Here is a 21096-nt window from a genome sequence, read left to right as displayed (position 1 = left end):
ACTGGTCCCCCGTCAACCGCGTCGACAACGCATATGGCGACAGAAACCTCATCTGCACATGCCCGCCAATGACCGAATACGAAGACGCCGCAGAATAATACTCAAAAAAACAATTCCCCCCGCCGTGAAATCGGCGGGGGGTTTCGCCGATCGGAAACCTGTGTTCCGATCTGAGCCCATTTCCAGTGTCGTTTTTCGCTGATGAAGCGTCTTTTGCGCTTGCTGCAGGTGCAAACGCCCCATACCTCTGTGCGTGGGACACCCCTCCCCAACGAGGGGCGTGTATCTGGAAGGGTAATACACATGACTATCGAACAACCGGCGACGCGGCCGGCCAATCCGCGTTTTTCTTCGGGCCCTTGTGCCAAACCCCCAACATTTGATCTGAGCAAATTGGCCGATGCCGCGCTGGGTCGTTCGCATCGTGCTGCGGTTGGCAAGGACAAGCTGAAGGCGGCCATTGAGGGCACCCGCGAGATTCTAGGCATTCCCGCGGATTATCGCATCGGCATCGTTCCTGCCTCGGACACCGGCGCAGTTGAGATGGCGCTGTGGTCGCTGCTGGGTGAGCGCAAGGTCGAGATGCTGGCCTGGGAAAGCTTTGGCGCGGGTTGGGTGACCGATGTGGTCAAGCAGCTGAAGATTGATGCTGAGGTTAAGACTGCAGATTACGGGCAGATCGTTGATCTCGCGTCCGTCGATTGCGCCAATGATGTAGTGTTTACATGGAACGGTACCACCTCGGGTGTGCGGGTTCCCAATGGCGATTGGATTGCCGATGATCGTCAGGGCCTGACGATCTGTGATGCAACCTCGGCGGCCTTTGCGATGGACTTGCCCTGGGACAAGCTGGATGTGACCACTTTCAGCTGGCAGAAGGTTCTGGGAGGTGAGGCGGCTCATGGGATGCTGATCCTGTCACCGCGTGCGGTCGAACGCTTGGAGAGCTACACCCCTGCATGGCCCTTGCCCAAGATTTTCCGCCTGACCAAAGGTGGTAAGCTGATCGAAGGCATCTTCACCGGGGCGACCATCAATACGCCCTCGATGCTTGCGGTTGAGGATTACCTGTTCGCGCTGGATTGGGCGCGATCTGTTGGTGGCCTTCAAGGCCTGATTGCCCGGGCGGATGCAAATGCTGGCGCGGTGCACGCGTTCTGCGATCAGAATGGCTGGATTGCAAATCTGGCTGAAGACGCGGCAACCCAGTCCAATACTTCGGTCTGCCTGAAATTCACCGATGCGCGTATTCAGGATGGGGCGGCTTTTGCAAAAGCCGTGGCCAAACGTCTTGAAGCCGAGAATATCGCCCTGGACATAGGTGCCTATCGCGACGCCCCTGCGGGTCTGCGCATCTGGTGCGGTGGCACGGTTGAAACCCCGGATATCGACGCAATGTTGCCCTGGCTGGCCTGGGCCTTTGAGGCCGAGATCGCTGCGCAAACGGCAGCCGCCTGACAAGAATTTTCGACGAAAATTCTGGGCCCGCCTGTGGCCCGGACTTCTCCCAAAAATCAAGGACCAGAGATATGGCCCCCAAAGTACTCGTATCTGACAAGCTCAGCGAAACCGCCGTTCAGATTTTCCGTGATCGCGGCATCGACGTGGATTTCATGCCCGATCTGGGTAAGGACAAGGACAAGCTGGCCGAAGTGATCGGCCAGTATGACGGTCTCGCCATCCGCTCGGCCACCAAGGTGACGCCAACCATTCTTGAGAAAGCCGACAAGCTGAAGGTCATCGGCCGCGCTGGGATCGGCACCGACAATATCGACAAGGATGCGGCCTCGAAGAAAGGTGTGATCGTGATGAACACGCCGTTCGGCAACATGATCACCACCGCCGAGCATGCCATCGCGATGATGTTTGCCGTGGCGCGGCAAATCCCCGAGGCCAGCACCTCGACCCATGCGGGCAAGTGGGAAAAGTCCAAGTTCATGGGTATTGAGCTGACCAACAAAACCCTCGGCGTTATCGGCGCGGGCAACATTGGTGGCATTGTTTGCGAGCGCGCGCTGGGTCTGAAAATGAAGGTCGTCGCTTACGATCCCTATCTGGGTGAAGAGAAAGCCGCCAAGATGGGCGTCGAAAAGGTCGAACTGGACGAACTGCTGTCCCGCGCTGACTTTATCACACTGCATGTGCCGCTGACCGATCAGACCCGCGACATTCTGAGCCGCGAGAATCTGGCCAAGACAAAACCTGGTGTGCGCATTGTCAACTGTGCCCGTGGTGGTCTGGTCGACGAAGACGCACTGGCCGAATTGCTGAAATCCGGCCATATCGCCGGTGCGGCGTTTGATGTGTTTAGTGTTGAACCCGCCAAGGACAATCCGCTGTTCAACCTGCCCAACGTGGTCTGCACGCCGCACCTGGGCGCAGCGACGACCGAAGCGCAGGAAAACGTGGCGCTGCAGGTGGCCGAGCAGATTTCGAACTATCTGCTGACCGGAGCGGTCGAAAACGCGCTCAACATGCCCAGCGTGTCGGCCGAAGAGGCTAAAGTCATGGGCCCCTGGATTAAGCTCGCCGGGCATCTGGGCAGTTTCATCGGTCAGATGACAGACGAACCGATCAAGGCGATCAACATTCTCTACGATGGTGTTGCCGCCGAGATGAATCTGGCCGCGCTGAACTGCGCGGTCGTCGCGGGGATCATGAAAAAGTTCAACCCCGAGGTGAATATGGTTTCTGCCCCAGTCGTCGCAAAAGAGCGGGGTATCCAGATTTCGACCACAAATCAGGATAAATCCGGCGCGTTCGAGGGTTATATCAAGGTGACGGTCGTCACCGAGAAGCGAGAGCGCTCGATCGGCGGCACCGTGTTCAGTGATGGCAAGCCACGCTTCATCCAGATCAAGGGCATCAATATCGATGCCGAGATCGGGGCGCATATGCTGTACACCACCAACGAGGATGTGCCGGGTATCATCGGTGCTCTGGGTCAGACGATGGGCGAGAACGACGTGAACATCGCTAACTTTACTCTTGGCCGATCCGAGGCTGGGGGCGAGGCCATCGCGCTCCTGTATGTGGATGAGCCCGTTCCGGCAGAGGCGCGTGCAAAATTGGCTGAGACTGGCCTGTTCACTCAGATCAAACCGTTGGAATTTGACGTCGTCTGACACCGGCGGCCCATCTTATGACAACTATGGACGCCCGTGCCGGTTCCGGCGCGGGCATCCTCTTTTCAACGCGCTGATTTTGCGGCAGAACGGCTGCAGCTGCACCGGCCTGAGGGGAAAGAGATGACCAATCCAGTTTATGCTATCGGTGATCTTCACGGGCGTGTCGACGAATTCGAACGTGCAGTGTCTCTGATCGAGAGCGATGGTGGCCCGGAGGCGGAGGTTGTTTTTCTGGGCGATTATGTAGATCGGGGCCCGGACAGCCGGGGCGTTTTGGATCGGTTGATTGCCGGGCGCGATGCGGGCAAGCGCTGGATCACTCTGCTTGGAAATCATGACCGGATGTTTGCCTGGTTCCTTGAAGATGTCCCGCGCCACGATCCACATTTGCTGGTCGGCTACCACTGGCTCCATGATCGTTTGGGCGGGATTGAGACTTTGCGCAGCTACGACGTGGTCTTTGAGCTGCAGACGCGGCTAGAGGATGTGCACGCGATGGCGATGGGTGTCGTGCCGGAAGCTCATCGACTTTTTCTGCGCGGTCTGGTGACGATGCACCAGACACCGGATCTGGCCTTCGTGCATGCCGGAATTCGGCCCGGTGTGCCGCTGAATGACCAGCAAGAAAGCGATTTGGTCTGGATCAGGCAGGCATTCCATGCACATCCCGGACCGCATCCGAAACTGATCGTGCATGGACATACCCCGGTAGATCGGGTGACGCATTATGGCCATCGGATCAATCTGGACAGTGGTGCGGGCTATGGCCGCCCGGTTGGCGTCACTGTGTTTGAAGGCGACATGTGCTGGGAACTGACGGATAAGGGGCGTGTATTGCTGAAGCCTTAGGTGCCAGCTCCTCGCGCTTCCTGCGGCAGATATGACACGGCTTGGGGTCAGAATTGCGTGGTCATTCGATACCCGGCAGCAAAATACATCTTGGCAAAGGTGACGGGGTGACCCTGCAGCCATGTGATGCGCTCGGCGGTAAAGACCGGCTCTCCTTCCGGCACGTCGAGGAAACCGGCGATCGTAGGATCGGCGCGGCTGGCCAGAAAGGTCAGTTCGACATTTGTGAAGGGCACGGTTTGCACCAACCAGTCATTGGGTCCGATTTTGCTGAAATCGGCTTGTTCCACCTTCGGGACGCTCTCGATCACGATCCAGCGGTCCTCGAACTGAAACGGGGTATTGCCGGAGTAATGCATGCAGCGGACATGCATCACGCTTTGTCCGGGTTGCAGCGCCAACCGGGCGCTCAGCCAATCGGGGGCCAGTTGAGCCCCGGATGAGACCAGCGCATAGCGATAGGTGCCGCCCATCGCTTCGACCTCATCCCGGATCAGCGGAATGGTGAAGCGCGCCTGCCTCTGCGGTGCGCGCAGGACACGGGTTCCGGCTTTGCGGCGGCGCTCCAGATAGCCTTCGTCTGCCAGCTCGCGCAGCGCGCGATTTACGGTCGTGCGGGTGCACGAAAACTCGACCGCAAGTGCCTGTTCATTGGGCAGCAGCGTGTCCGGCTGCCATTCGCCCGAACGAATGCGGCGCAGGACGGTTTCCTTGATGTCCTTATAGCTGGTGGTGTCGCTGCTTTGAGTCATGTCTAATCTGGTTATCGGGATATGATTCAAATGTCAGCCAACAGATCGGTCATCGCGCTGTGATAGGCGCCCAGGATGGCGTCACGGGCGATATGTCGACCGGCGCGCACCTGATGACGCCCTGCAGACCACAGATCGGTTACGGTGCCATCGGGTGCCGCGAAACACAGGCCATCGAGCAACTGGTCATCGCGCAAAGTACACAAGGTCGGGTGGGACCGGTCGATCGCCACCAGGTCGGCCAGCTTACCGACGGCGATCTCGCCTGCCTGGCGGCCAAGGGCCTGCGCACCACCGCGTGCCGCGCCAGTATAGAGCCCATGTCCCACTGAGCCTTCGCCTGGGACAAGCACAGTACGCGCCTTGTCGCGCAGCCGCTGAGAGTATTCCAATGTCCGAAGCTCCTCGGGGAGCGAAATGCGCACATTAGAGTCTGATCCGACACCAAACGCGCCGCCATTTTCGATATAGACCGCGCCGTTGAAAATGCCGTCACCCAGATTGGCCTCGGTAATCGGGCACAACCCGGCGACCGCCCCCGAGCGTGCGAGCGCGCTCGTCTCAGCATCAGTCATGTGGGTGGCGTGAATGAGGCACCAGCGTGCGTTGACCTCGACATTGTCCAACAACCATGCAACCGGGCGCTGGCCGAGCGCGGCCTCGACATCGGTAACCTCTTGCACCTGTTCCGAGATATGGATGTGAACCGGACCCTGAGGTGTCTGTGCCAGTACATTTTTCAGATCATCCGGCGTTATTGCCCGCAGGGAATGCGGCGCGATGCCAATGCGGCTGTCCGTATGGGGCAGGGTGGATCGGCATTCATCCACCAGACGTAGAAACTGATCAACATCATTGCCAAACCGCATCTGCCCCCCAACCAATGCCTCCTGCCGGACCCCGCCATAGGTGTAGAGGACGGGCAGGTGCGTCAGCCTGATCCCGGTCTGGTCGGCGGCTGCGAATATACGCTGGCTCAGCTCGGTCAGCTGCGTGTAGGGGGCGCCGCCCGGTTGATGATGGACATAGTGGAACTCTCCGACCGAGGCATAACCGGCCTCCTGCATCTCCATGAAGACGAGCGCGGCGATGGCTTCGATCTGCTTAGGCGTCAGACGATCCAGAAAGCGATACATCAAGGTGCGCCATGTCCAGAAGCTTTCGCGCCCGGCAGCGCGTACCTCGGTCATTCCGGCCATTGCGCGCTGGAATGCATGGCTGTGCAGGTTTCCCAGCGCAGGCAGCAAAACGTCGACACGGGTGTCGTTGGGTCGTGCCGCGCTCTGCGGTTCAAGTGAGGTTATCCGCCCGTCGATGATTTCAACCCGCAGATCGCGCACCCAATCCGAGCCTAACAAGGCGGTCTTAGCATGAACCGTCATGGCATTTCCAATTTGTGTAGACTTTACATTAATACACGTATACGAAAAAACCAAGCGCAGGGGGAGCCCAAAAGATTCGCCATGACGAAAAAAACCATTCTTCGCAGCAAGCACATCGCCACCATGCAAGCCGGACATCCTTATGGATTGATCGAAGATGGCGCGGTGGTCGTTGAAGGGGATCGTATTGCTTGGGTTGGGTCGTGGTCCGAGCTTCCGCAATCTTACGCTGAACTGTCCCGCACCGATTTTGGTGACCGCCTGATCACTCCGGCCTTGATCGATGCCCACACACACGTGGTCTTTGGTGGCAATCGCGCCGCTGAGTTCGAGATGCGTTTGAACGGTGCAACCTACGAAGAAGTCGCGCGTGCAGGGGGCGGTATTCTGTCGACGGTCAACGCCACCCGCGCCGCATCGAAAGAGGCCTTACTCGCAAGCGCTTTGCCGCGTGTGGACGCCCTGCTGGCCGAGGGCGTGTCATGTATCGAAGTCAAGTCCGGCTATGGGCTCGATACCGACACAGAATTGCGCATGCTGCGCGCTGCGCGGGGGATTGCGCAGAAACGGCCTGTTCGCGTTCAGACCAGCTTTCTCGGGGCGCATGCGATCCCGCCCGAATATGTCGGGCGTGGTGATGCCTATATCGAAGAGATCTGTATTCCGGCCCTGCGCGCGGCCCATGCCGAAGGTTTGGTGGATGCGGTCGATGGGTTCTGTGAGGGCATTGCCTTTGACCCGGCACAGATCGAGCGCGTTTTCCAGGTCGCGAGAGAGCTGGGCCTGCCGGTCAAGCTGCATGCCGAGCAGTTGTCCAACCTGGGTGGTGCCAAGCTGGCGGCCTCATACGGTGCCATGTCTGCCGATCACATCGAATACCTCGATGCCGAAGGGGTTGCGGCCATGGCGCAGGCGGGCACGGCTGCGGTTCTGCTGCCCGGGGCCTTCTATACGCTGCATGAAACCCAACTGCCCCCGATCGAGGCGTTGCGCGAACAGGGTGTTCCGATGGTGCTGGCCACCGATTGCAACCCTGGCTCATCGCCGCTGACATCGCTGCTGTTGACGATGAACATGGGATGCACCCTGTTCCGCCTTACGCCACAAGAGGCACTTGCAGGCGTGACTTGCAACGCTGCGCGCGCCCTGGGTCTGAACGATACCGGTGTGATCACCGCCGGGCTGCGCCCCGATCTGGCGGTCTGGGATGTTACGCATCCTGCTGAACTGTCCTATCGTATCGGCTTCAATCCTCTGCACACTCGCATATTCGGAGGTCTGCAATGACGCCCTTATCCCTCGTTCCGGGTCAGGTTTCGCTGGCTCAGCTTGAGGAAATTTATTGGTCCGAGGTTCCGATCTTGCTGGATGCCTCATGCCGACCCAAAGCCGAGGCCGCAGCGGCGCGCATCGCGCAGGCGGCGCAAGGGTCTGACCCGGTTTACGGAGTGAACACCGGGTTCGGCAAGCTGGCCAGCCACAAGATCGCGGCCGAGGATACCTCGACCCTGCAGCGTAATCTGATCCTCAGCCATTGCTGCGGTGTTGGTCCGTCCGTACCGCGCCGGCTGGCGCGGCTCATGATGTCGCTCAAACTGCTCTCGTTTGGGCGCGGCGCATCTGGCGTACGCTGGGACTTGATCGAGCTGCTGCAGCAGATGCTGGCGCGCGGCGTCACGCCTGTGATTCCGGCACAGGGTTCGGTCGGGGCATCCGGCGATCTGGCCCCATTGGCGCACATGACGGCGGTCGTGATCGGTGAAGGTGAGGCCGAGGTGAACGGCGTGGTTCTGCAGGGGGCCGAAGCGCTCAAATCCGTTGGGTTAGAGTCGATTCAGTTAGGACCCAAGGAAGGGTTGGCCTTTATCAACGGCACCCAGTTTTCGACCGCTTATGCGCTGGCTGGCCTGTTCGAAGGCTGGCGCGCGGCGCAGAATGCTTTGGTGGTATCAGCGGCCTCAACCGATGCGATCATGGGGTCGACTGCGCCTTTGCAGCCGGAAATCCACGCCCTGCGCGGTCATCGGGGCCAGATTGAGGCCGCCGCTGCCATGCGCGCGGCGCTAGACGGGTCGGAAATCCGCGAAAGCCATCGTGACGGCGATACACGCGTGCAGGACCCATACTGCATCCGCTGCCAGCCGCAGGTGACGGGTGCGGCCATGGATGTGATCCGGCAGGCCGCGTCGACGCTGGTGATCGAGGCGAATGCGGCCACAGACAACCCATTGGTATTGACTGACCCCGAGGCGATTGTCTCGGGCGGGAATTTCCATGCCGAGCCGGTAGGGTTCGCCGCCGACATGATCGCGCTGGCCCTGTCCGAGATCGGAGCGATTGCCCAGCGTCGCATTGCCCTGATGGTAGACCCGGCGCTCAGCTTCGATCTGCCGCCGTTCCTTACCCCGCAACCGGGCCTGAACTCGGGCCTGATGATTGCCGAAGTCACCGCCGCCGCACTGATGAGCGAGAACAAACATCTGGCCAATCCGTGCGTGACCGACAGTACGCCCACCTCGGCCAATCAGGAGGACCACGTCTCGATGGCCGCCCATGGCGCGCGGCGATTGGCGCGGATGGTCGAGAACCTGAACTATATTCTTGGGATCGAGCTGCTCTGCGCTGCACAAGGCGTTGAATTCCGCGCACCTCTGCAAACCAGCGCGCCGCTGCAGCGTGTGATCAGCCGTTTGCGGGCCGATATCCCGTCGCTGGCCGAGGATCGCTATCTCGCGCCTGAACTGGAGCAGGTGCGTACCCTGATCGCCGATGGGGCCGTTCTGCAGGCGTCCGAAGTGTCGATGCCGGGATTGGTCTGATGCAGGTGTTCGAGGTTCAAAGGGGGGATGGCCCCATTGTTCTGGGCCAACCACATGGCGGAACCTATGTGCCACCAGAAGTTGCTGAGCGGCTGAATGCAAACGGGCTGTCCCTGAAAGATACGGATTGGCACATAAACAGGCTCTATGATGGGCTATTGCAGAATGCGACTGTGGTGCAATCGCATGTTCATCGCTATGTGATCGACTGCAACCGCGACCCGTTGGGCGTGTCCCTGTATCCCGGTCAAAATACAACAACTCTGGTGCCTTTGACCGACTTTGACGGGCAGCCGATCTGGAAAGATGGGCAAGAGCCATCTGCGGATGAGATCGAAGCGCGCCGCCAAGCCTATCATGCGCCATATCACGCGGCGTTGGAGGAAGAGTTGCAGCGGGTCAAAGCCAAGCATGGTTTTGCGATCCTGTTCGACTGCCATTCGATCCGCAGCCGAATTCCCTTTCTGTTCGAAGGCACCTTGCCCGATCTGAATATCGGCACGGATGGCGGCGTAACCTGCGCGCCTGAAATCGAGTCTATTACGAACGAATTTGCTGCGTCTTCACCCTTTAGCACGGTCTTGAATGGCCGCTTCCGAGGGGGGTGGACCACCCGCCATTATGGCCGCCCTGCCGAAGGGATGCATGCGATTCAGATGGAACTTGCCCAATCGACCTATCTGACCTCGGAAGCTGCACCTTGGGCCTTTGACGACAATAAGGCGACACGTCTGCGCCGCTGGCTATACGACATTCTGGACGCCATCCAAGACACTGCATTGGAGCTAACGCCATGACCGACCCTCGCAAGAACACCCGTGATGTTTTCCCCCCGACCGGCCCTGAGCTGAACGCCAAAAGCTGGGTGACCGAGGCACCGTTGCGGATGTTGATGAACAACCTGCACCCCGATGTAGCCGAAAACCCGCATGAGCTGGTGGTGTATGGCGGCATCGGACGCGCGGCACGGACGTGGAAGGATTTCGACACTATTGTGGCCGGTTTGAAGGATCTGGAGGAGGACGAAACTCTGATCGTTCAGTCCGGTAAGCCCGTCGCAATCATCCGCACACATAAGGATGCGCCGCGTGTGCTGATTGCGAATTCCAACCTCGTGCCGCATTGGGCAACTTGGGATCATTTCAACGAGCTCGATAAGAAGGGCCTGATGATGTACGGCCAGATGACCGCTGGCTCGTGGATTTACATTGGCACGCAGGGCATCGTTCAGGGCACTTATGAGACCTTTGCCGAGGCTGGCCGTCAGCACTACGACGGCGACCTGACCGGTAAGTGGATCCTGACCGGAGGGCTCGGCGGCATGGGTGGTGCGCAGCCGCTGGCTGCGGTTTTTGCGGGGGCGTGCTGTCTGGCGGTCGAGTGCAACCCGGACAGTATCGATTTCCGTCTGCGCACCAAATACCTCGACGAAAAAGCCGAAACGCTGGACGAAGCGCTTGAGATGATCGACCGCTGGACCAAGGCGGGTGAGGCGAAATCTGTTGGCCTGTTGGGGAATGCCGCTGAGCTCTTCCCTGAAATCTACCGCCGTATGTCCGAGGGCGGCATGCGCCCGGATATCGTTACCGACCAGACCAGCGCCCATGACCCGATCAACGGCTATCTGCCTTTGGGGTGGTCTATGGCGCAGTGGCGCGAGAAGCGCGAAACAGACCCTAAATCGGTAGAAAAAGCCGCGCGTACCTCGATGAAGCAGCATGTGGCAGCGATGGTCGATTTCTGGAACGCGGGCGTTCCGACGCTGGATTACGGCAACAACATTCGTCAGGTGGCACAGGATGAGGGGCTTGAGAACGCCTTTGCCTTCCCCGGTTTTGTCCCCGCCTATATCCGCCCGCTCTTTTGTAAAGGCATTGGCCCGTTCCGCTGGTGTGCGCTGTCAGGCGACCCCGAGGATATCTACAAAACCGACGCCAAGATGAAGGAGCTGTTTCCCGAAAACGAGCATCTGCATCGCTGGCTGGACATGGCGCAGGAACGCATCGCGTTTCAGGGTCTACCTGCGCGTATCTGTTGGATCGGGCTAGGGGACCGGCATCGCGCCGGGCTCGCCTTCAACGAAATGGTTGCCAATGGAGAGTTGAAAGCACCGGTTGTCATTGGGCGCGATCATCTGGATTCCGGTTCGGTCGCCAGCCCCAACCGCGAGACCGAGGCCATGCTTGATGGCTCGGATGCGGTGTCGGATTGGCCGTTGCTGAATGCTCTGATCAATACTGCCAGTGGCGCGACATGGGTGTCGCTGCACCATGGCGGCGGTGTGGGAATGGGCTTCAGCCAGCACGCCGGTGTGGTGATCTGCGCCGATGGTACTGAAGATGCCGCCCGGCGGTTGGAGCGGGTACTGTGGAACGACCCCGCCTCGGGCGTGTGGCGGCACGCGGATGCCGGGTACGAGATCGCGAAGGACTGCGCCCGGGAACATGGGCTGCGTCTGCCGGGTATTCTAGGTTAGGTCAAACTGTCTCTGGCGAAACATCGACCCCTGCGATATCTCGCAGGGGAACTTGCCGGAGATCGAATATGTACGTAGCTACCCTGCTGACCAATCCGAATGCGCCGACGCTCGAACAGGCTTTGGTCGAGTCTCTGCGCAATGCCTGGGGCGGGGGCGACGCTATCTGGCTGAGCCCCGATGAGGCGGCCGAGTTTTCCATGCCCGAGATGCCGGATAACCGATGGGATGTCTGGGCGGACCTTCAGCAGGTCGGCGTAGATCTGGTGGTTCAGCCATCAGAAGGGCGCCGTAAGAAAATGCTGCTGGCTGATATGGACAGCACGATGATCCAGCAAGAGTGCATCGACGAACTGGCCGATGAAGCAGGCGTCGGTGAGCGGGTCAAGGACATCACGGCGCGCGCGATGAATGGCGAGCTGGACTTCGAAGGCGCGCTGACCGAGCGTGTGGGCTTGCTGAAAGGGCTAGACGAAAGCGTTATCGCCAAGGTGCTGAACGAACGGATCACGCTGATGCCCGGCGGCAAAGTGCTGTTGGTGACGATGCGGGCGAACGGGGCCTATGCCGCATTGGTATCGGGCGGATTTACGGCTTTCACCGCGCGCGTCGCTGCGCAGTTGGGCTTTGATGAGAATCGGGCCAACAGTTTGCTGGCCGAAGACGGCAAGCTGACCGGCGATGTGCAACGACCCATTTTGGGGCGGCAAGCCAAGATCGAGGCGTTGGAGCAGATCTCGACCCGTTTGGGCATTGCTGAAAGCGATGTGATTGCCGTGGGTGATGGGGCCAACGATCTGGGCATGCTGGGCCGGGCAGGGACAGGTGTGGCGCTGCATGCCAAGCCCTCGGTTGCGGCGCAATGCGATGTCAGGGTCAATCACGGCGATCTGACGGCGCTGCTTTATCTGCAAGGATACGGCCGTTCTGATTTCGCTGCGGTATAACAGGGTTTTCTTTATTTAACATTTGTGTTAAATAATGACCATGAGCACGCTTCTGACTAGTTTCTCCGCATTGTCTGATGCCACCCGGTTCTCGATCATCGAGCAGCTGATGGATCAGGGAGAGTTGCCTGCCGGTGATCTGATCGAGGGGCGCGGCATGTCCGGTGCCGCGATATCACGCCATCTGAAGGTACTGCGCGAAGCCGGGTTGGTGCGGCAACGTGTGCAGGGCACGCAGCGGATGTATTCCATCCGCCCCGAAGGCCTGCGGGCCATTGCCGACTGGACGATCTCAAAACGGCAATTCTGGGAGAGTAGCCTCGATCGCCTCGGCGAAATTATCGAAAGGGAGAATTCATGGCCGACCTGAAACTGGAACGGGAATTTCCCGTCAGCCCCGAAGATTTGTTTGCATGGGTCAGCGATGGTGCAAAACTGTTGCAATGGTGGGGTCCTGAAGGGATCCACGTGACCGAGCACAATCTGGATTTTTCCCGCACCGGGCCGTGGTTTTCGGTCATGGAGAATAGCGAGGGTCAGACATATAAGGTTTCTGGCCATGTAACCCATGTTGATCCGCCAAAGTCGGTTGGACTCACCTGGGCTTGGCATGACGATCAGGATCAACGCGGAGCTGAAAGCCACGTCACCTTTTCCGTGGCGGCCACGGAATCCGGGTCACGATTGACTCTGGATCACCGGGAACTGGCGGATGCCGAAGCAGCTGCGAACCACAATCAGGGTTGGACATCGTCGCTGCGTAAGCTGGAAGCGCAATTGAAGTAGGTTTTCATAAGGGAGGAGCGATATGCCCCAATATTTGTTTGTCTATCATGGGGGACACACCCCAACCGACCCCGCCGAGGTCGAAGCCACCATGGCCGCGTGGGGCGCGTGGTTTCAGAATATGGGTGAAGCGTTGGATATTCCGGGCAACCCGGTGGGTCAGTCTTACACCGTGAGCATCAGCGGCGTTGTCGACAATGGCGGCGCGAACCCGGCTTCGGGATTTACGGTCATCAAGGCCGACAGCATTGATGCCGCGACCGAGATGGCCAAGGGCTGTCCAATGGTGGTGAATGGTTCGGGCTCGGTCGAGGTGGCCGAGGTGCACGAGATCGAGATGTGAGCCTTAGCCGGGGAAACCCGGCGCTGGTTTGATCACACCACAATCTAGCCCGCGGCGGCTGTATTGCGTGGCGTTCATGAATTTGCGGGTGGCCGGGTGATCGGCCTCCAGCACGCCAAGGCTGACCAGAATGGCGGCAATGGCGCATTCGCTGGCGCGGGTAGTGCCATCGGTGATCTTCAGCGCGACGCCCATGCGTTTTTCGGGGATGATGGCTACAAAGACGGCCTCAGCCCCGGTTTTGATTGCTGCACGACCATTCATGGCGCGCATAAGTTCGGTGCAGGCGCGGTTTTCACCTGCGACCAGTTCGGGGTGCTGCATCATAGCGGACGTTAACTGCTGCGCGGCATCACTTGCCCGGTCCGACCGGTCGGCTGCGGATGCAAACCAGGCCATCGAGCGGGCCAGTCCCACCAGAGAGGTGGCGAAGTTCGGGGCCGAGCATCCGTCGATTCCATAACAAGGGCTGGTCTCGCTAGTGGTTTCTTCAAAAGCAGAGAGGCAGGCTTGCTGAACCGGATGGTCGATCTCAAGATATTCGGGGCCGGCCCCCATATGCTGCGCAACGGTCAGGAAGCCGCAGTGTTTGCCCGAGCAATTGTTATGAATCTGGCACGGCGTGTCATCGGCCAAAATCAGCCCGTCCCGCGCGGCCATGTCTTGCGGCTCTTGCGGACCGCAACGCAGGTCGGGCTCAGCCAGACCAAGATGATTCAGCCATGCCGAGACGCGGTCCGTATGGATATGCGCACCACTATGTGAGGCACAGGACAGCGCCAGATGTTCGGAAGTCAGGCCGTATTTCGCTGCGGCACCCGAGGTGATCAGAGGCAGTGCCTGTATCATCTTGGCTGAAGATCGGGGATAGATTACCGCCTGCGGATCGCCCCAGCTTTGCACGATCTGACCGGCATCGTCACAAATCACCGCGTGGCCCAGGTGCAGGCTTTCCAGCAACGGTCCACGCCATAGTTCTGTCATCGCTACCGGTTGTGTCATCGTGGTCTCCGATCCATGCGCAAAAAACTGCCAATCGCCCTTTCGCCTGTGGCGAAACCTGCGTTAGTGTGTGTATGTCGACAATCATCGGGATACGCAACTTATCAAGGACGAGCCGGGCAGAGCTCGCGAGCCGATTCCGATGGGTATGAGGTATAGGTCGGGCTAGGAGGCTGAAGAGATGGGATCAAAGCTCGTTCGCGTGATCGCGGGCCTGTGCATGGCAGGAATGGCGACATCGGCGTTTGCGCAGCAGGCAACAAGCACAAATCGCGTTGCAGCAAAAACCGATTGGAGCGTATTCGTCGAAGAAGATCCAACCGAATGCTGGAGCGTTTCGGCGCCGAAGGAAACGGTGAACACGCGCGGTGGTCGTGTCGTGTCGGTACGGCGCAGTGATATCCTGCTGTTCGTCTTCTACCGCCCGAACGCTGAGGTTAAGGGCCAGGTTACCTTTACAGGCGGCTATCCATTTGCATCTGGTTCGACCGTCAATCTGGTTGTGGATGGCAGCGAGTTTGAACTTTTTACCGATGGCGAATGGGCATGGCCTGCAACGGCCTCGGACGATGCCAAGATCGTCACGGCGATGAAACGGGGCAGTGAAGCGGTATTGACCGCCCGCTCGGAACGCGGAACGCAGACCAAGGATACATTCTCGCTGCTGGGCTTCACCGCCGCCATCGAGGATGCCGAAAAACGCTGCACGAACTAAGCGGCTTATATGTCCAAGCTGCAAACCCCGCCACTCGGCGGGGTTTTTTGATTTTACCCTCATTTCGTCAAAGGTTTACGCGACGTCCCCTCACATAAATTGATTCCGATCAAAGCCTGATGGCCCGGTTTCTGAACTAATTGGTTCAGACAGAACAGTGGGAGACACCAATGACTTTGAAACCCTACCTTGCCGCGCTCTTGATGGTATCCGCAGCGTTTCTGACGGCCTGTGAGAAGCAATCAGACACTTATCCGATTACGGGTGAGCAATGCGGGCCGGAAGACCCCGTGCAAACTCTGGATGCCGGGGATTGTTACATCCCGCCGGCAGTGAACTGACCTGAAAGGGCCGCAGGCGAACCGTTCCTCTGCGGCTCTTTTGTTCTAATCCGCGCTCTGTGTTAGGCATTGGTGGAATATAGTCACCACCAGAGAGGTCGACCGATGCGTTGGATTCTGATCCTGTTTCCCTTTGCTGCGCTGGCAGATCCGACGATGGAATGTCTGGAAGCCGGTTCTCAGGTTGAAATCGGGGCTTGCGTCTCGGAAATGGAAGAGCGTGTGGAGGCCGCGATCGAGGCCAGCTATTCCCTCGCAATGCAGGCGGCGACGGAGTTGGATGACGTCACCGGTCGCGTTGTCGCCCAGCCAGCGCTGGAAGCGGCACAGGATGCATGGACCGCCTACCGGGATATGCAGTGCGATGCGGTTGGCGCTTCGTTTGGTGGCGGGTCGGGTACGGGCATCGCCATCACCGCTTGCCGTGTTGATCTTGGTCGGGCGCGTGTCGATGAATTGCTGCGGTTTGCGAACTGAAGCACGATTCCTTTTGATCTTTGCGCACGTTCCTATATAGAGGCGCATCCCAAGCCAGAATCCATTGAGATAGCCACATGTCGCCCAAAGCGCCGATCACTCAAGATGTCATGACCATCCCCCGCAAACTGCCTGAGGGGAAGGTGAACCTTGTCGGCCTGACCCGTGATCAGTTGCGCGAAGTGTTGATCGAACATGGCACGCCTGAGAAGCAGGCAAAGATGCGCACCGGTCAGATCTGGCAATGGATTTACCAATGGGGCGTGCGCGATTTTAGCGAGATGACCAACCTCGCCAAAGCCTACCGTGCGCAACTGGCCGAGAATTTCGTGATCGAAATTCCCGAAGTGGTGACCCGTCAGGTGTCTGAGGACGGTACCCGCAAGTATCTGTGCCGCATCGCGGGCAGGCACGAGGTCGAGGTGGTGTATATCCCCGAAGAAGATCGCGGTACGCTGTGTATCTCGTCTCAGGTAGGCTGCACGCTGACCTGTTCCTTTTGCCACACCGGCACGCAGAAACTGGTGCGCAATCTGACAGCGGCTGAAATCGTTGGTCAGGTAATGATGGCCCGCGATGATCTTGAGGAATGGCCGACCCCGGGCGCGCCCAAGGATGAAACTCGACTGCTGTCGAATATCGTTCTGATGGGCATGGGTGAGCCGCTGTATAACTTCGAAAACGTCCGAGACGCGATGAAGATCGCCATGGATCCCGAGGGGATTTCTCTGTCCCGTCGACGGATCACGCTTTCGACTTCGGGCGTGGTGCCGGAAATCGCCCGCACCGCCGAAGAAATCGGCTGCCTGCTGGCGATATCGTTCCACGCCACCACGGATGAGACCCGCGACGTGCTGGTCCCGATCAACAAGCGTTGGAACATTGAGGAGCTGTTGCAGGCGCTGGCCAGCTATCCCAATGTCTCGAATTCGGAACGGATCACGTTTGAATATGTGATGCTGGACGGTGTGAATGACAGCGACGAGGACGCGCACCGGCTGATCGCGCATATCAAGCGCCACAACATCCCGGCCAAGATCAATCTGATCCCGTTCAATGAATGGCCCGGCGCGCCGTACAAGCGCAGCTCGAACAATCGTATTCGTGCTTTTGCGAACATCATTTATCAGGCTGGCTATGCCTCACCCATCCGCAAGACGCGGGGCGAGGATATCATGGCTGCCTGTGGTCAGCTGAAATCAGCGACCGAGCGCGCCCGGAAATCGCGTAAGCAAATTGAATCCGAGGCCGGATTGGGCTGAATTGTCAGAATTAATGTGAACATTGTGCTTTAATTTGATATGATTGTTCACGTATTGGCGGGGATGGAAGCTCACCACTACACACAAGGCGGTGAGCCTGCGATCCGGCTCATGGCAAGTTATTGTAAGCGCGCTATCCTCTATTCCGAGGCTTAACGCGGCGTTCAGGCAAAACCGTTTATCGGATGGGCCAGGTAAAATGTTTGAAAACCAAAGGTATCTTGTCGGCATGACATTATTATTATCTGTGCTGACAACCGGCGCATTAGCGCAGAGTACGGATCAAGAAGCGCATTTGGCGATCGAGAATCCGGCTGATTTGTCGAAAGATGAAGCACGAGATCACTATCGTTCTCTCACAAAGCGCATGTCGCGTGGCTATGCGGCGGCGCAGCTTGGTCTGATCCTAAACTATCAAAGCTGGCCTCTGTTCAACGATGCGCCCTATATCTCGGCCACCCATGGGCAGCGCTATGTGAACAGCTATGCCAACCGGATGGCGCATAACTACGGGACCTTGACCGAGGGCGAGGTGCTGCCGGTCGGCTCCGTACTGGCCAAGGACAGCATGACCGTGACAGATGAAGGCAATGTTCATCCCGGTGCCTTGTTCGTGATGGAGAAGCTGGCTGCAGGAGCAAACCCTGAAACTGCCGATTGGCGCTATATCATGGTGATGCCGGACGGATCGTTGTTCGGCGATACGATGGGATTTCGCGCAGCGTCGGTGGCCTATTGCCATGACTGCCACGAAGCCGTAGCGGACCGCGACTATACATTCTACGTCCCCGAAGAGTACCGCACCGAATAACCTTCAGATCGCCCGGTCTAGTAGCTTCAGGTCGCTCGCTTCCTGACGGCTGAGCTGTTCGCCCTGCTTGCGTTTGGACAGAACCTCGCGGGCCAGTGCATATTTCTCATCCTGCCAGAAGATCAGGCAGCCATTGCAGCCCTTACCGCAGCAGCCCTCGGTCCCGATGCGGTTGGTCTTGAAGCGACGTTCATTGCCGTCCTCGCCGATCTTTTCGACCAGTTCATCGCGGCGACGCGCATAGGCGGTGGGATTGTCGCGTCCCGATGTTTCCAGCCCCTGCACCAGCTTGTCGAACCGAATGCGACTCCAGTGTTCGTCAGTCAGGGCACGTTCTTTGCGCAGGACGGAATAGACCGGGAACCGTGCGCGCAGGTCGTCGATGTTTTCGTGATCGAACAGGGCGAAGGGTATGCGGATGATGGTTTTCGAGCTGCCATGCACCACGTCCAGCCGTGTGCCATCTGATGCGCGTTCAAAATCATAGACCCGCAGCAGCACCGTCTCGCGCGAGGTGGGCGAGACGAAATCCAGCACATCGCCCGGTTCCATCTTGTTTTTAACCTCGACCAGAAAGGCACCCTCGGTCACATCGGTGACGATTCCGGCATACTCCCATTGCGCGATTGAGGCCGTGTGTTCGTAGTCATGCGCATAATTGGTCAGGCGGCCTTCGTGGAAGGCCAGCGTATAACCGCGGTTTCCGACGGTTTCGAGCTCACGCATGTAGGGCTTCGGGTCCCAGTTCTCGGGATTCGCGTGATAATCGTCGACGGCCATGCGATAAGCCCGCGCGACGATGGCAGCGTAATATTCAGACTTGCCGCGCCCTTCGACCTTGAGGCTGTCGACCCCGATCTTCAGGTACTCATCCAGCTTCGGCATGATGCAGAGATCGCGGGAGTTGAGGATGTATGAGCCGCGATCATCCTCTTCGATAGGCATCAGATCACCGGGGCGGCAGCCTTCTTCCAGCAGAAACTCGAACAGGTCGGCGTTTTCCTCGGTGATGCGCAGCTCCTGATGCGTGCCATCCTTGAGGCGCAGTTTCAGCCCATAGTTCCAGCGGCAGGAATTGGCGCAGTTGCCCTGATTGGCCCCGCGTTCGGCCATGAAATTCGACAGCAGGCAGCGACCCGAATAGGTCATGCACATGGCGCCGTGCACAAAAGCCTCAAGCTTGATGTCAGGGCATTTCTCGCGGATTTCCACCAGTTCGGGGTAGGAAACCTCGCGCGCCAAAACCACCAACTCAGCCCCCTGATCCTGCCAGAACTTCACCGACAACCACGAGCAGATATTGGCCTGAGTCGAAATATGCAGCGGCAATTCGGGAGCCCGTTCGCGGACGTATTGGAACACGCCCGGATCGGCGATGATCAGCCCGTCAGGTTTCACCTTGCGCACCGTGTCGATATATTCGTCCAGCTTCGGGATGTCTTTGTTGTGCGAAAACAGGTTCAGCGTCAGATAGGCGCGCCGTCCATGGTTATGACAGAACTCTACGCCCTCAATCACCTCTTCCAGCGAGAACTCGGACTTGGTGCGCAGCGACATATCCGGCGTGCCCAGATAGACAGCATCCGCGCCGTAGAGAATGGCGAGTTTCAGTTTGCGCAGATTGCCCGCAGGCATCAGCAATTCGGATCTGGACTGGGTCATGGGACTACCGGGCAAGAGGTCAAGGCGGCCTTCTACGCCATATCCTGTGCCACCAAAACCCCGTTACCTGCGACGGAACCGCGCTGTGCCTATGACCTCGATCAGCTGTTGGCGCACGGGTTCGGGCTGTGTCTCGACGGCATTCAGAACCTCGCGCAGTTCAGCCCGCAGCCCGTGCATCTGGTCGATCAGAGAGATCATCATCGACAGCGCGTCGGCCTCCATGTCGTATTGCTCGTGCAATTCGCAGGCCAGTTCCAGACGAGCAACATCGATACTGTGATACACCATGCCCTGGTCCGATTGCTCAGGGATCACGATCTCGGCCGCCAGATACTCTGTCAAACGGTCCGAGGTCAGGCGGGTGACGGTTTCGATCAGTTCCTTCTCGGTCAGGGTCATGACGGCATTCCTTTCCGCGGATCATAGCTGTGCGTCTCACGCCATGTCTCCATGAACTGCTTCAACTCATCATCGATCTTGTCCGGCATGGTGACGGTCAATTCGATCAGCTGATCCCCACGGTCCGAAGACCCACGTTTCTTGACCCCCTTGCCCCGCAGCCGCAGGGTTTTGCCGCTGCTGGTGCCCGCCGGGACGCTGACACTTACGCCGCCATCGATCGTGGGCGCAGGGACTTTGCCGCCCAGAATGGCTTCGTCGACCGTGATGGGCAGCGTGATGTGGATGTCGTCGCCCTGACGGTCAAACACCGGGTGCCCGGCGACAGACACTGTCACCAAAGCATCACCCGGCGGGCCTTCACCATACCCCGGTGCCCCTTTGCCCTTCAGCCGGATGGTCTGGCCATCGGTGATGCCGACGGGGATCTTAACTTCGATCCGGTCGCCATCCGGCAAGGTCAGTTTCTGGCTGGCCCCAAACACCGCATCCAGAAAACTGATCTGCAGTGAGTAGTTCAGATTGTGACCAGGTGCATGAAACTCTTGCGTGCGCTGACCTCCAAACCCGCCGCGCCCGCGCATGAACTCGGCGAAGATATCGGACATATCGTCGGGGTCCGCCTGACGGCCGCGATAAGGGTTGCCAGCTGCCTCGGCATAATCGCGATAATACTGTTGCTGGGGCCGCTCCTGCCCCGCAGCATCAATCTCGCCATTATCGTACTTAGCGCGCGTCTCGGGATCTTTCAGCAGATCATAGGCTGCGGCGGCCGCTTTGAACTTTGCCTCTGCCTCGGCATCGCCGGGTTTCAGGTCCGGGTGGCACTCCTTCGCAATGCGCCGATAGGCTTTCTTGATCTCGGCAGCACTGGCATCTTTGGCGACACCGAGAACGGAATAGGGATCGTCGCTCATCTCACCTCTCGTGGGTTTGGGTGGG

Annotated in this window: 22 protein-coding genes; 16 read left to right on the top strand and 6 right to left on the bottom strand. The window is 58.8% G+C overall.

The window, feature by feature from the left end; all coding sequences use genetic code 11:
• The first annotated feature begins 303 nt into the window (after nt 1-303).
• The 3 genes from ACR0IV_RS17230 to ACR0IV_RS17220 all read left to right on the top strand — a co-directional run bounded on the left by ACR0IV_RS17230 (nt 304) and on the right by ACR0IV_RS17220 (nt 3977).
• A complete protein-coding gene (locus tag ACR0IV_RS17230; RefSeq protein WP_480659864.1) occupies nt 304-1458 on the top strand; it encodes a phosphoserine transaminase in 1155 nt (384 codons plus the stop codon).
• Between the two features lie 71 nt (nt 1459-1529).
• A complete protein-coding gene (serA, locus tag ACR0IV_RS17225) occupies nt 1530-3125 on the top strand; it encodes a phosphoglycerate dehydrogenase (protein WP_480659863.1) in 1596 nt (531 codons plus the stop codon).
• A 123-nt stretch (nt 3126-3248) separates the two neighbouring features.
• Nucleotides 3249-3977 carry a metallophosphoesterase gene (locus tag ACR0IV_RS17220; protein ID WP_480659862.1) on the top strand — a complete coding sequence of 243 codons (729 nt, stop codon included), beginning with the start codon at nt 3249-3251 and terminating at the stop codon, nt 3975-3977.
• A 47-nt stretch (nt 3978-4024) separates the two neighbouring features.
• Here the strand turns inward: ACR0IV_RS17220 and ACR0IV_RS17215 are convergent, their stop codons facing one another.
• On the bottom strand, nt 4025-4729 hold the full coding sequence (locus tag ACR0IV_RS17215) for a GntR family transcriptional regulator (RefSeq protein WP_480659861.1): 705 nt from the start codon (nt 4727-4729) through the stop codon (nt 4025-4027).
• Nucleotides 4730-4755: 26 nt separating this feature from the next.
• Complete coding sequence (locus ACR0IV_RS17210) at nt 4756-6111, bottom strand: formimidoylglutamate deiminase (RefSeq protein ID WP_480659859.1); 1356 nt, start codon at nt 6109-6111, stop codon at nt 4756-4758.
• 81 nt (nt 6112-6192) lie between these two features.
• Here ACR0IV_RS17210 and hutI point away from each other — a divergent pair, with 81 nt between their 5' ends.
• From hutI to ACR0IV_RS17170, 8 genes are all read left to right on the top strand, one after another.
• Nucleotides 6193-7398 (top strand): imidazolonepropionase, encoded by a 1206-nt coding sequence (gene hutI / locus ACR0IV_RS17205; protein WP_480659857.1) that lies wholly within the window; start codon nt 6193-6195, stop codon nt 7396-7398.
• A complete protein-coding gene (gene hutH / locus ACR0IV_RS17200) occupies nt 7395-8930 on the top strand; it encodes a histidine ammonia-lyase (protein ID WP_480471656.1) in 1536 nt (511 codons plus the stop codon). The genes hutI and hutH overlap by 4 nt, the downstream gene beginning before the upstream one ends.
• Nucleotides 8930-9727, top strand: a complete 798-nt coding sequence (hutG, locus tag ACR0IV_RS17195) for an N-formylglutamate deformylase (RefSeq protein ID WP_480471657.1) — start codon at nt 8930-8932, stop codon at nt 9725-9727. Before hutH ends, hutG begins: the two co-directional genes overlap by 1 nt.
• The gene (hutU, locus tag ACR0IV_RS17190) at nt 9724-11406 is read left to right on the top strand and encodes a urocanate hydratase (protein WP_480659856.1); all 1683 of its coding nucleotides are present in this window, start codon (nt 9724-9726) and stop codon (nt 11404-11406) included. The genes hutG and hutU overlap by 4 nt, the downstream gene beginning before the upstream one ends.
• A 68-nt stretch (nt 11407-11474) precedes the next feature.
• The gene (gene serB / locus ACR0IV_RS17185) at nt 11475-12353 is read left to right on the top strand and encodes a phosphoserine phosphatase SerB (RefSeq protein WP_480659855.1); all 879 of its coding nucleotides are present in this window, start codon (nt 11475-11477) and stop codon (nt 12351-12353) included.
• 40 nt (nt 12354-12393) lie between these two features.
• On the top strand, nt 12394-12723 hold the full coding sequence (locus ACR0IV_RS17180) for an ArsR/SmtB family transcription factor (RefSeq protein ID WP_480659854.1): 330 nt from the start codon (nt 12394-12396) through the stop codon (nt 12721-12723).
• Entirely contained in the window at nt 12711-13139 is a 429-nt protein-coding gene (locus ACR0IV_RS17175) for an SRPBCC family protein (protein WP_480471661.1), read from the top strand. Before ACR0IV_RS17180 ends, ACR0IV_RS17175 begins: the two co-directional genes overlap by 13 nt.
• Nucleotides 13140-13161: 22 nt before the next feature.
• Entirely contained in the window at nt 13162-13482 is a 321-nt protein-coding gene (locus ACR0IV_RS17170; protein WP_480471662.1) for a YciI family protein, read from the top strand.
• A 3-nt stretch (nt 13483-13485) separates the two neighbouring features.
• Here ACR0IV_RS17170 and ACR0IV_RS17165 read toward each other — a convergent pair whose 3' ends face one another.
• Complete coding sequence (locus tag ACR0IV_RS17165; RefSeq protein ID WP_480471663.1) at nt 13486-14484, bottom strand: asparaginase; 999 nt, start codon at nt 14482-14484, stop codon at nt 13486-13488.
• 181 nt (nt 14485-14665) lie between these two features.
• Between ACR0IV_RS17165 and ACR0IV_RS17160 the strand changes: the two genes are divergently transcribed.
• From ACR0IV_RS17160 to ACR0IV_RS17140, 5 genes are all read left to right on the top strand, one after another.
• Entirely contained in the window at nt 14666-15199 is a 534-nt protein-coding gene (locus tag ACR0IV_RS17160) for an invasion associated locus B family protein (RefSeq protein WP_480471664.1), read from the top strand.
• Nucleotides 15200-15369: 170 nt separating this feature from the next.
• A complete protein-coding gene (locus tag ACR0IV_RS17155; protein ID WP_480471665.1) occupies nt 15370-15540 on the top strand; it encodes a hypothetical protein in 171 nt (56 codons plus the stop codon).
• A 105-nt stretch (nt 15541-15645) separates the two neighbouring features.
• The gene (locus ACR0IV_RS17150) at nt 15646-16017 is read left to right on the top strand and encodes a lysozyme inhibitor LprI family protein (protein WP_480659852.1); all 372 of its coding nucleotides are present in this window, start codon (nt 15646-15648) and stop codon (nt 16015-16017) included.
• 77 nt (nt 16018-16094) lie between these two features.
• Entirely contained in the window at nt 16095-17279 is a 1185-nt protein-coding gene (gene rlmN / locus ACR0IV_RS17145; RefSeq protein WP_480659851.1) for a dual-specificity RNA methyltransferase RlmN, read from the top strand.
• Nucleotides 17280-17508: 229 nt separating this feature from the next.
• On the top strand, nt 17509-18090 hold the full coding sequence (locus ACR0IV_RS17140; protein ID WP_480659850.1) for a cytochrome P460 family protein: 582 nt from the start codon (nt 17509-17511) through the stop codon (nt 18088-18090).
• Between the two features lie 3 nt (nt 18091-18093).
• Here ACR0IV_RS17140 and ACR0IV_RS17135 read toward each other — a convergent pair whose 3' ends face one another.
• From ACR0IV_RS17135 to ACR0IV_RS17125, 3 genes are all read right to left on the bottom strand, one after another.
• The gene (locus ACR0IV_RS17135) at nt 18094-19752 is read right to left on the bottom strand and encodes a U32 family peptidase C-terminal domain-containing protein (protein ID WP_480659848.1); all 1659 of its coding nucleotides are present in this window, start codon (nt 19750-19752) and stop codon (nt 18094-18096) included.
• 63 nt (nt 19753-19815) lie between these two features.
• Nucleotides 19816-20154, bottom strand: coding sequence for a hypothetical protein (locus ACR0IV_RS17130; RefSeq protein WP_480471670.1), 339 nt, complete (start codon nt 20152-20154; stop codon nt 19816-19818).
• On the bottom strand, nt 20151-21071 hold the full coding sequence (locus ACR0IV_RS17125; RefSeq protein WP_480659847.1) for a DnaJ C-terminal domain-containing protein: 921 nt from the start codon (nt 21069-21071) through the stop codon (nt 20151-20153). The genes ACR0IV_RS17130 and ACR0IV_RS17125 overlap by 4 nt, the downstream gene beginning before the upstream one ends.
• Between the last annotated feature and the right edge of the window lie 25 nt (nt 21072-21096).

The sequence above is a fragment of the Ruegeria sp. C2 genome (assembly GCF_056537765.1).
This window is presented reverse-complemented; position numbering and strand designations above follow the sequence as displayed.

Coding starts and splice junctions, on each gene's coding strand:
- ACR0IV_RS17230 (WP_480659864.1), top strand. CDS start 304: ATGACTATCGAACAACCGGCGACGCGGCCGGCCAATCCGCGTTTTTCT.
- serA (WP_480659863.1), top strand. CDS start 1,530: ATGGCCCCCAAAGTACTCGTATCTGACAAGCTCAGCGAAACCGCCGTT.
- ACR0IV_RS17220 (WP_480659862.1), top strand. CDS start 3,249: ATGACCAATCCAGTTTATGCTATCGGTGATCTTCACGGGCGTGTCGAC.
- ACR0IV_RS17215 (WP_480659861.1), bottom strand. CDS start 4,729: ATGACTCAAAGCAGCGACACCACCAGCTATAAGGACATCAAGGAAACC.
- ACR0IV_RS17210 (WP_480659859.1), bottom strand. CDS start 6,111: ATGACGGTTCATGCTAAGACCGCCTTGTTAGGCTCGGATTGGGTGCGC.
- hutI (WP_480659857.1), top strand. CDS start 6,193: ATGACGAAAAAAACCATTCTTCGCAGCAAGCACATCGCCACCATGCAA.
- hutH (WP_480471656.1), top strand. CDS start 7,395: ATGACGCCCTTATCCCTCGTTCCGGGTCAGGTTTCGCTGGCTCAGCTT.
- hutG (WP_480471657.1), top strand. CDS start 8,930: ATGCAGGTGTTCGAGGTTCAAAGGGGGGATGGCCCCATTGTTCTGGGC.
- hutU (WP_480659856.1), top strand. CDS start 9,724: ATGACCGACCCTCGCAAGAACACCCGTGATGTTTTCCCCCCGACCGGC.
- serB (WP_480659855.1), top strand. CDS start 11,475: ATGTACGTAGCTACCCTGCTGACCAATCCGAATGCGCCGACGCTCGAA.
- ACR0IV_RS17180 (WP_480659854.1), top strand. CDS start 12,394: ATGAGCACGCTTCTGACTAGTTTCTCCGCATTGTCTGATGCCACCCGG.
- ACR0IV_RS17175 (WP_480471661.1), top strand. CDS start 12,711: ATGGCCGACCTGAAACTGGAACGGGAATTTCCCGTCAGCCCCGAAGAT.
- ACR0IV_RS17170 (WP_480471662.1), top strand. CDS start 13,162: ATGCCCCAATATTTGTTTGTCTATCATGGGGGACACACCCCAACCGAC.
- ACR0IV_RS17165 (WP_480471663.1), bottom strand. CDS start 14,484: ATGACACAACCGGTAGCGATGACAGAACTATGGCGTGGACCGTTGCTG.
- ACR0IV_RS17160 (WP_480471664.1), top strand. CDS start 14,666: ATGGGATCAAAGCTCGTTCGCGTGATCGCGGGCCTGTGCATGGCAGGA.
- ACR0IV_RS17155 (WP_480471665.1), top strand. CDS start 15,370: ATGACTTTGAAACCCTACCTTGCCGCGCTCTTGATGGTATCCGCAGCG.
- ACR0IV_RS17150 (WP_480659852.1), top strand. CDS start 15,646: ATGCGTTGGATTCTGATCCTGTTTCCCTTTGCTGCGCTGGCAGATCCG.
- rlmN (WP_480659851.1), top strand. CDS start 16,095: ATGTCGCCCAAAGCGCCGATCACTCAAGATGTCATGACCATCCCCCGC.
- ACR0IV_RS17140 (WP_480659850.1), top strand. CDS start 17,509: ATGACATTATTATTATCTGTGCTGACAACCGGCGCATTAGCGCAGAGT.
- ACR0IV_RS17135 (WP_480659848.1), bottom strand. CDS start 19,752: ATGACCCAGTCCAGATCCGAATTGCTGATGCCTGCGGGCAATCTGCGC.
- ACR0IV_RS17130 (WP_480471670.1), bottom strand. CDS start 20,154: ATGACCCTGACCGAGAAGGAACTGATCGAAACCGTCACCCGCCTGACC.
- ACR0IV_RS17125 (WP_480659847.1), bottom strand. CDS start 21,071: ATGAGCGACGATCCCTATTCCGTTCTCGGTGTCGCCAAAGATGCCAGT.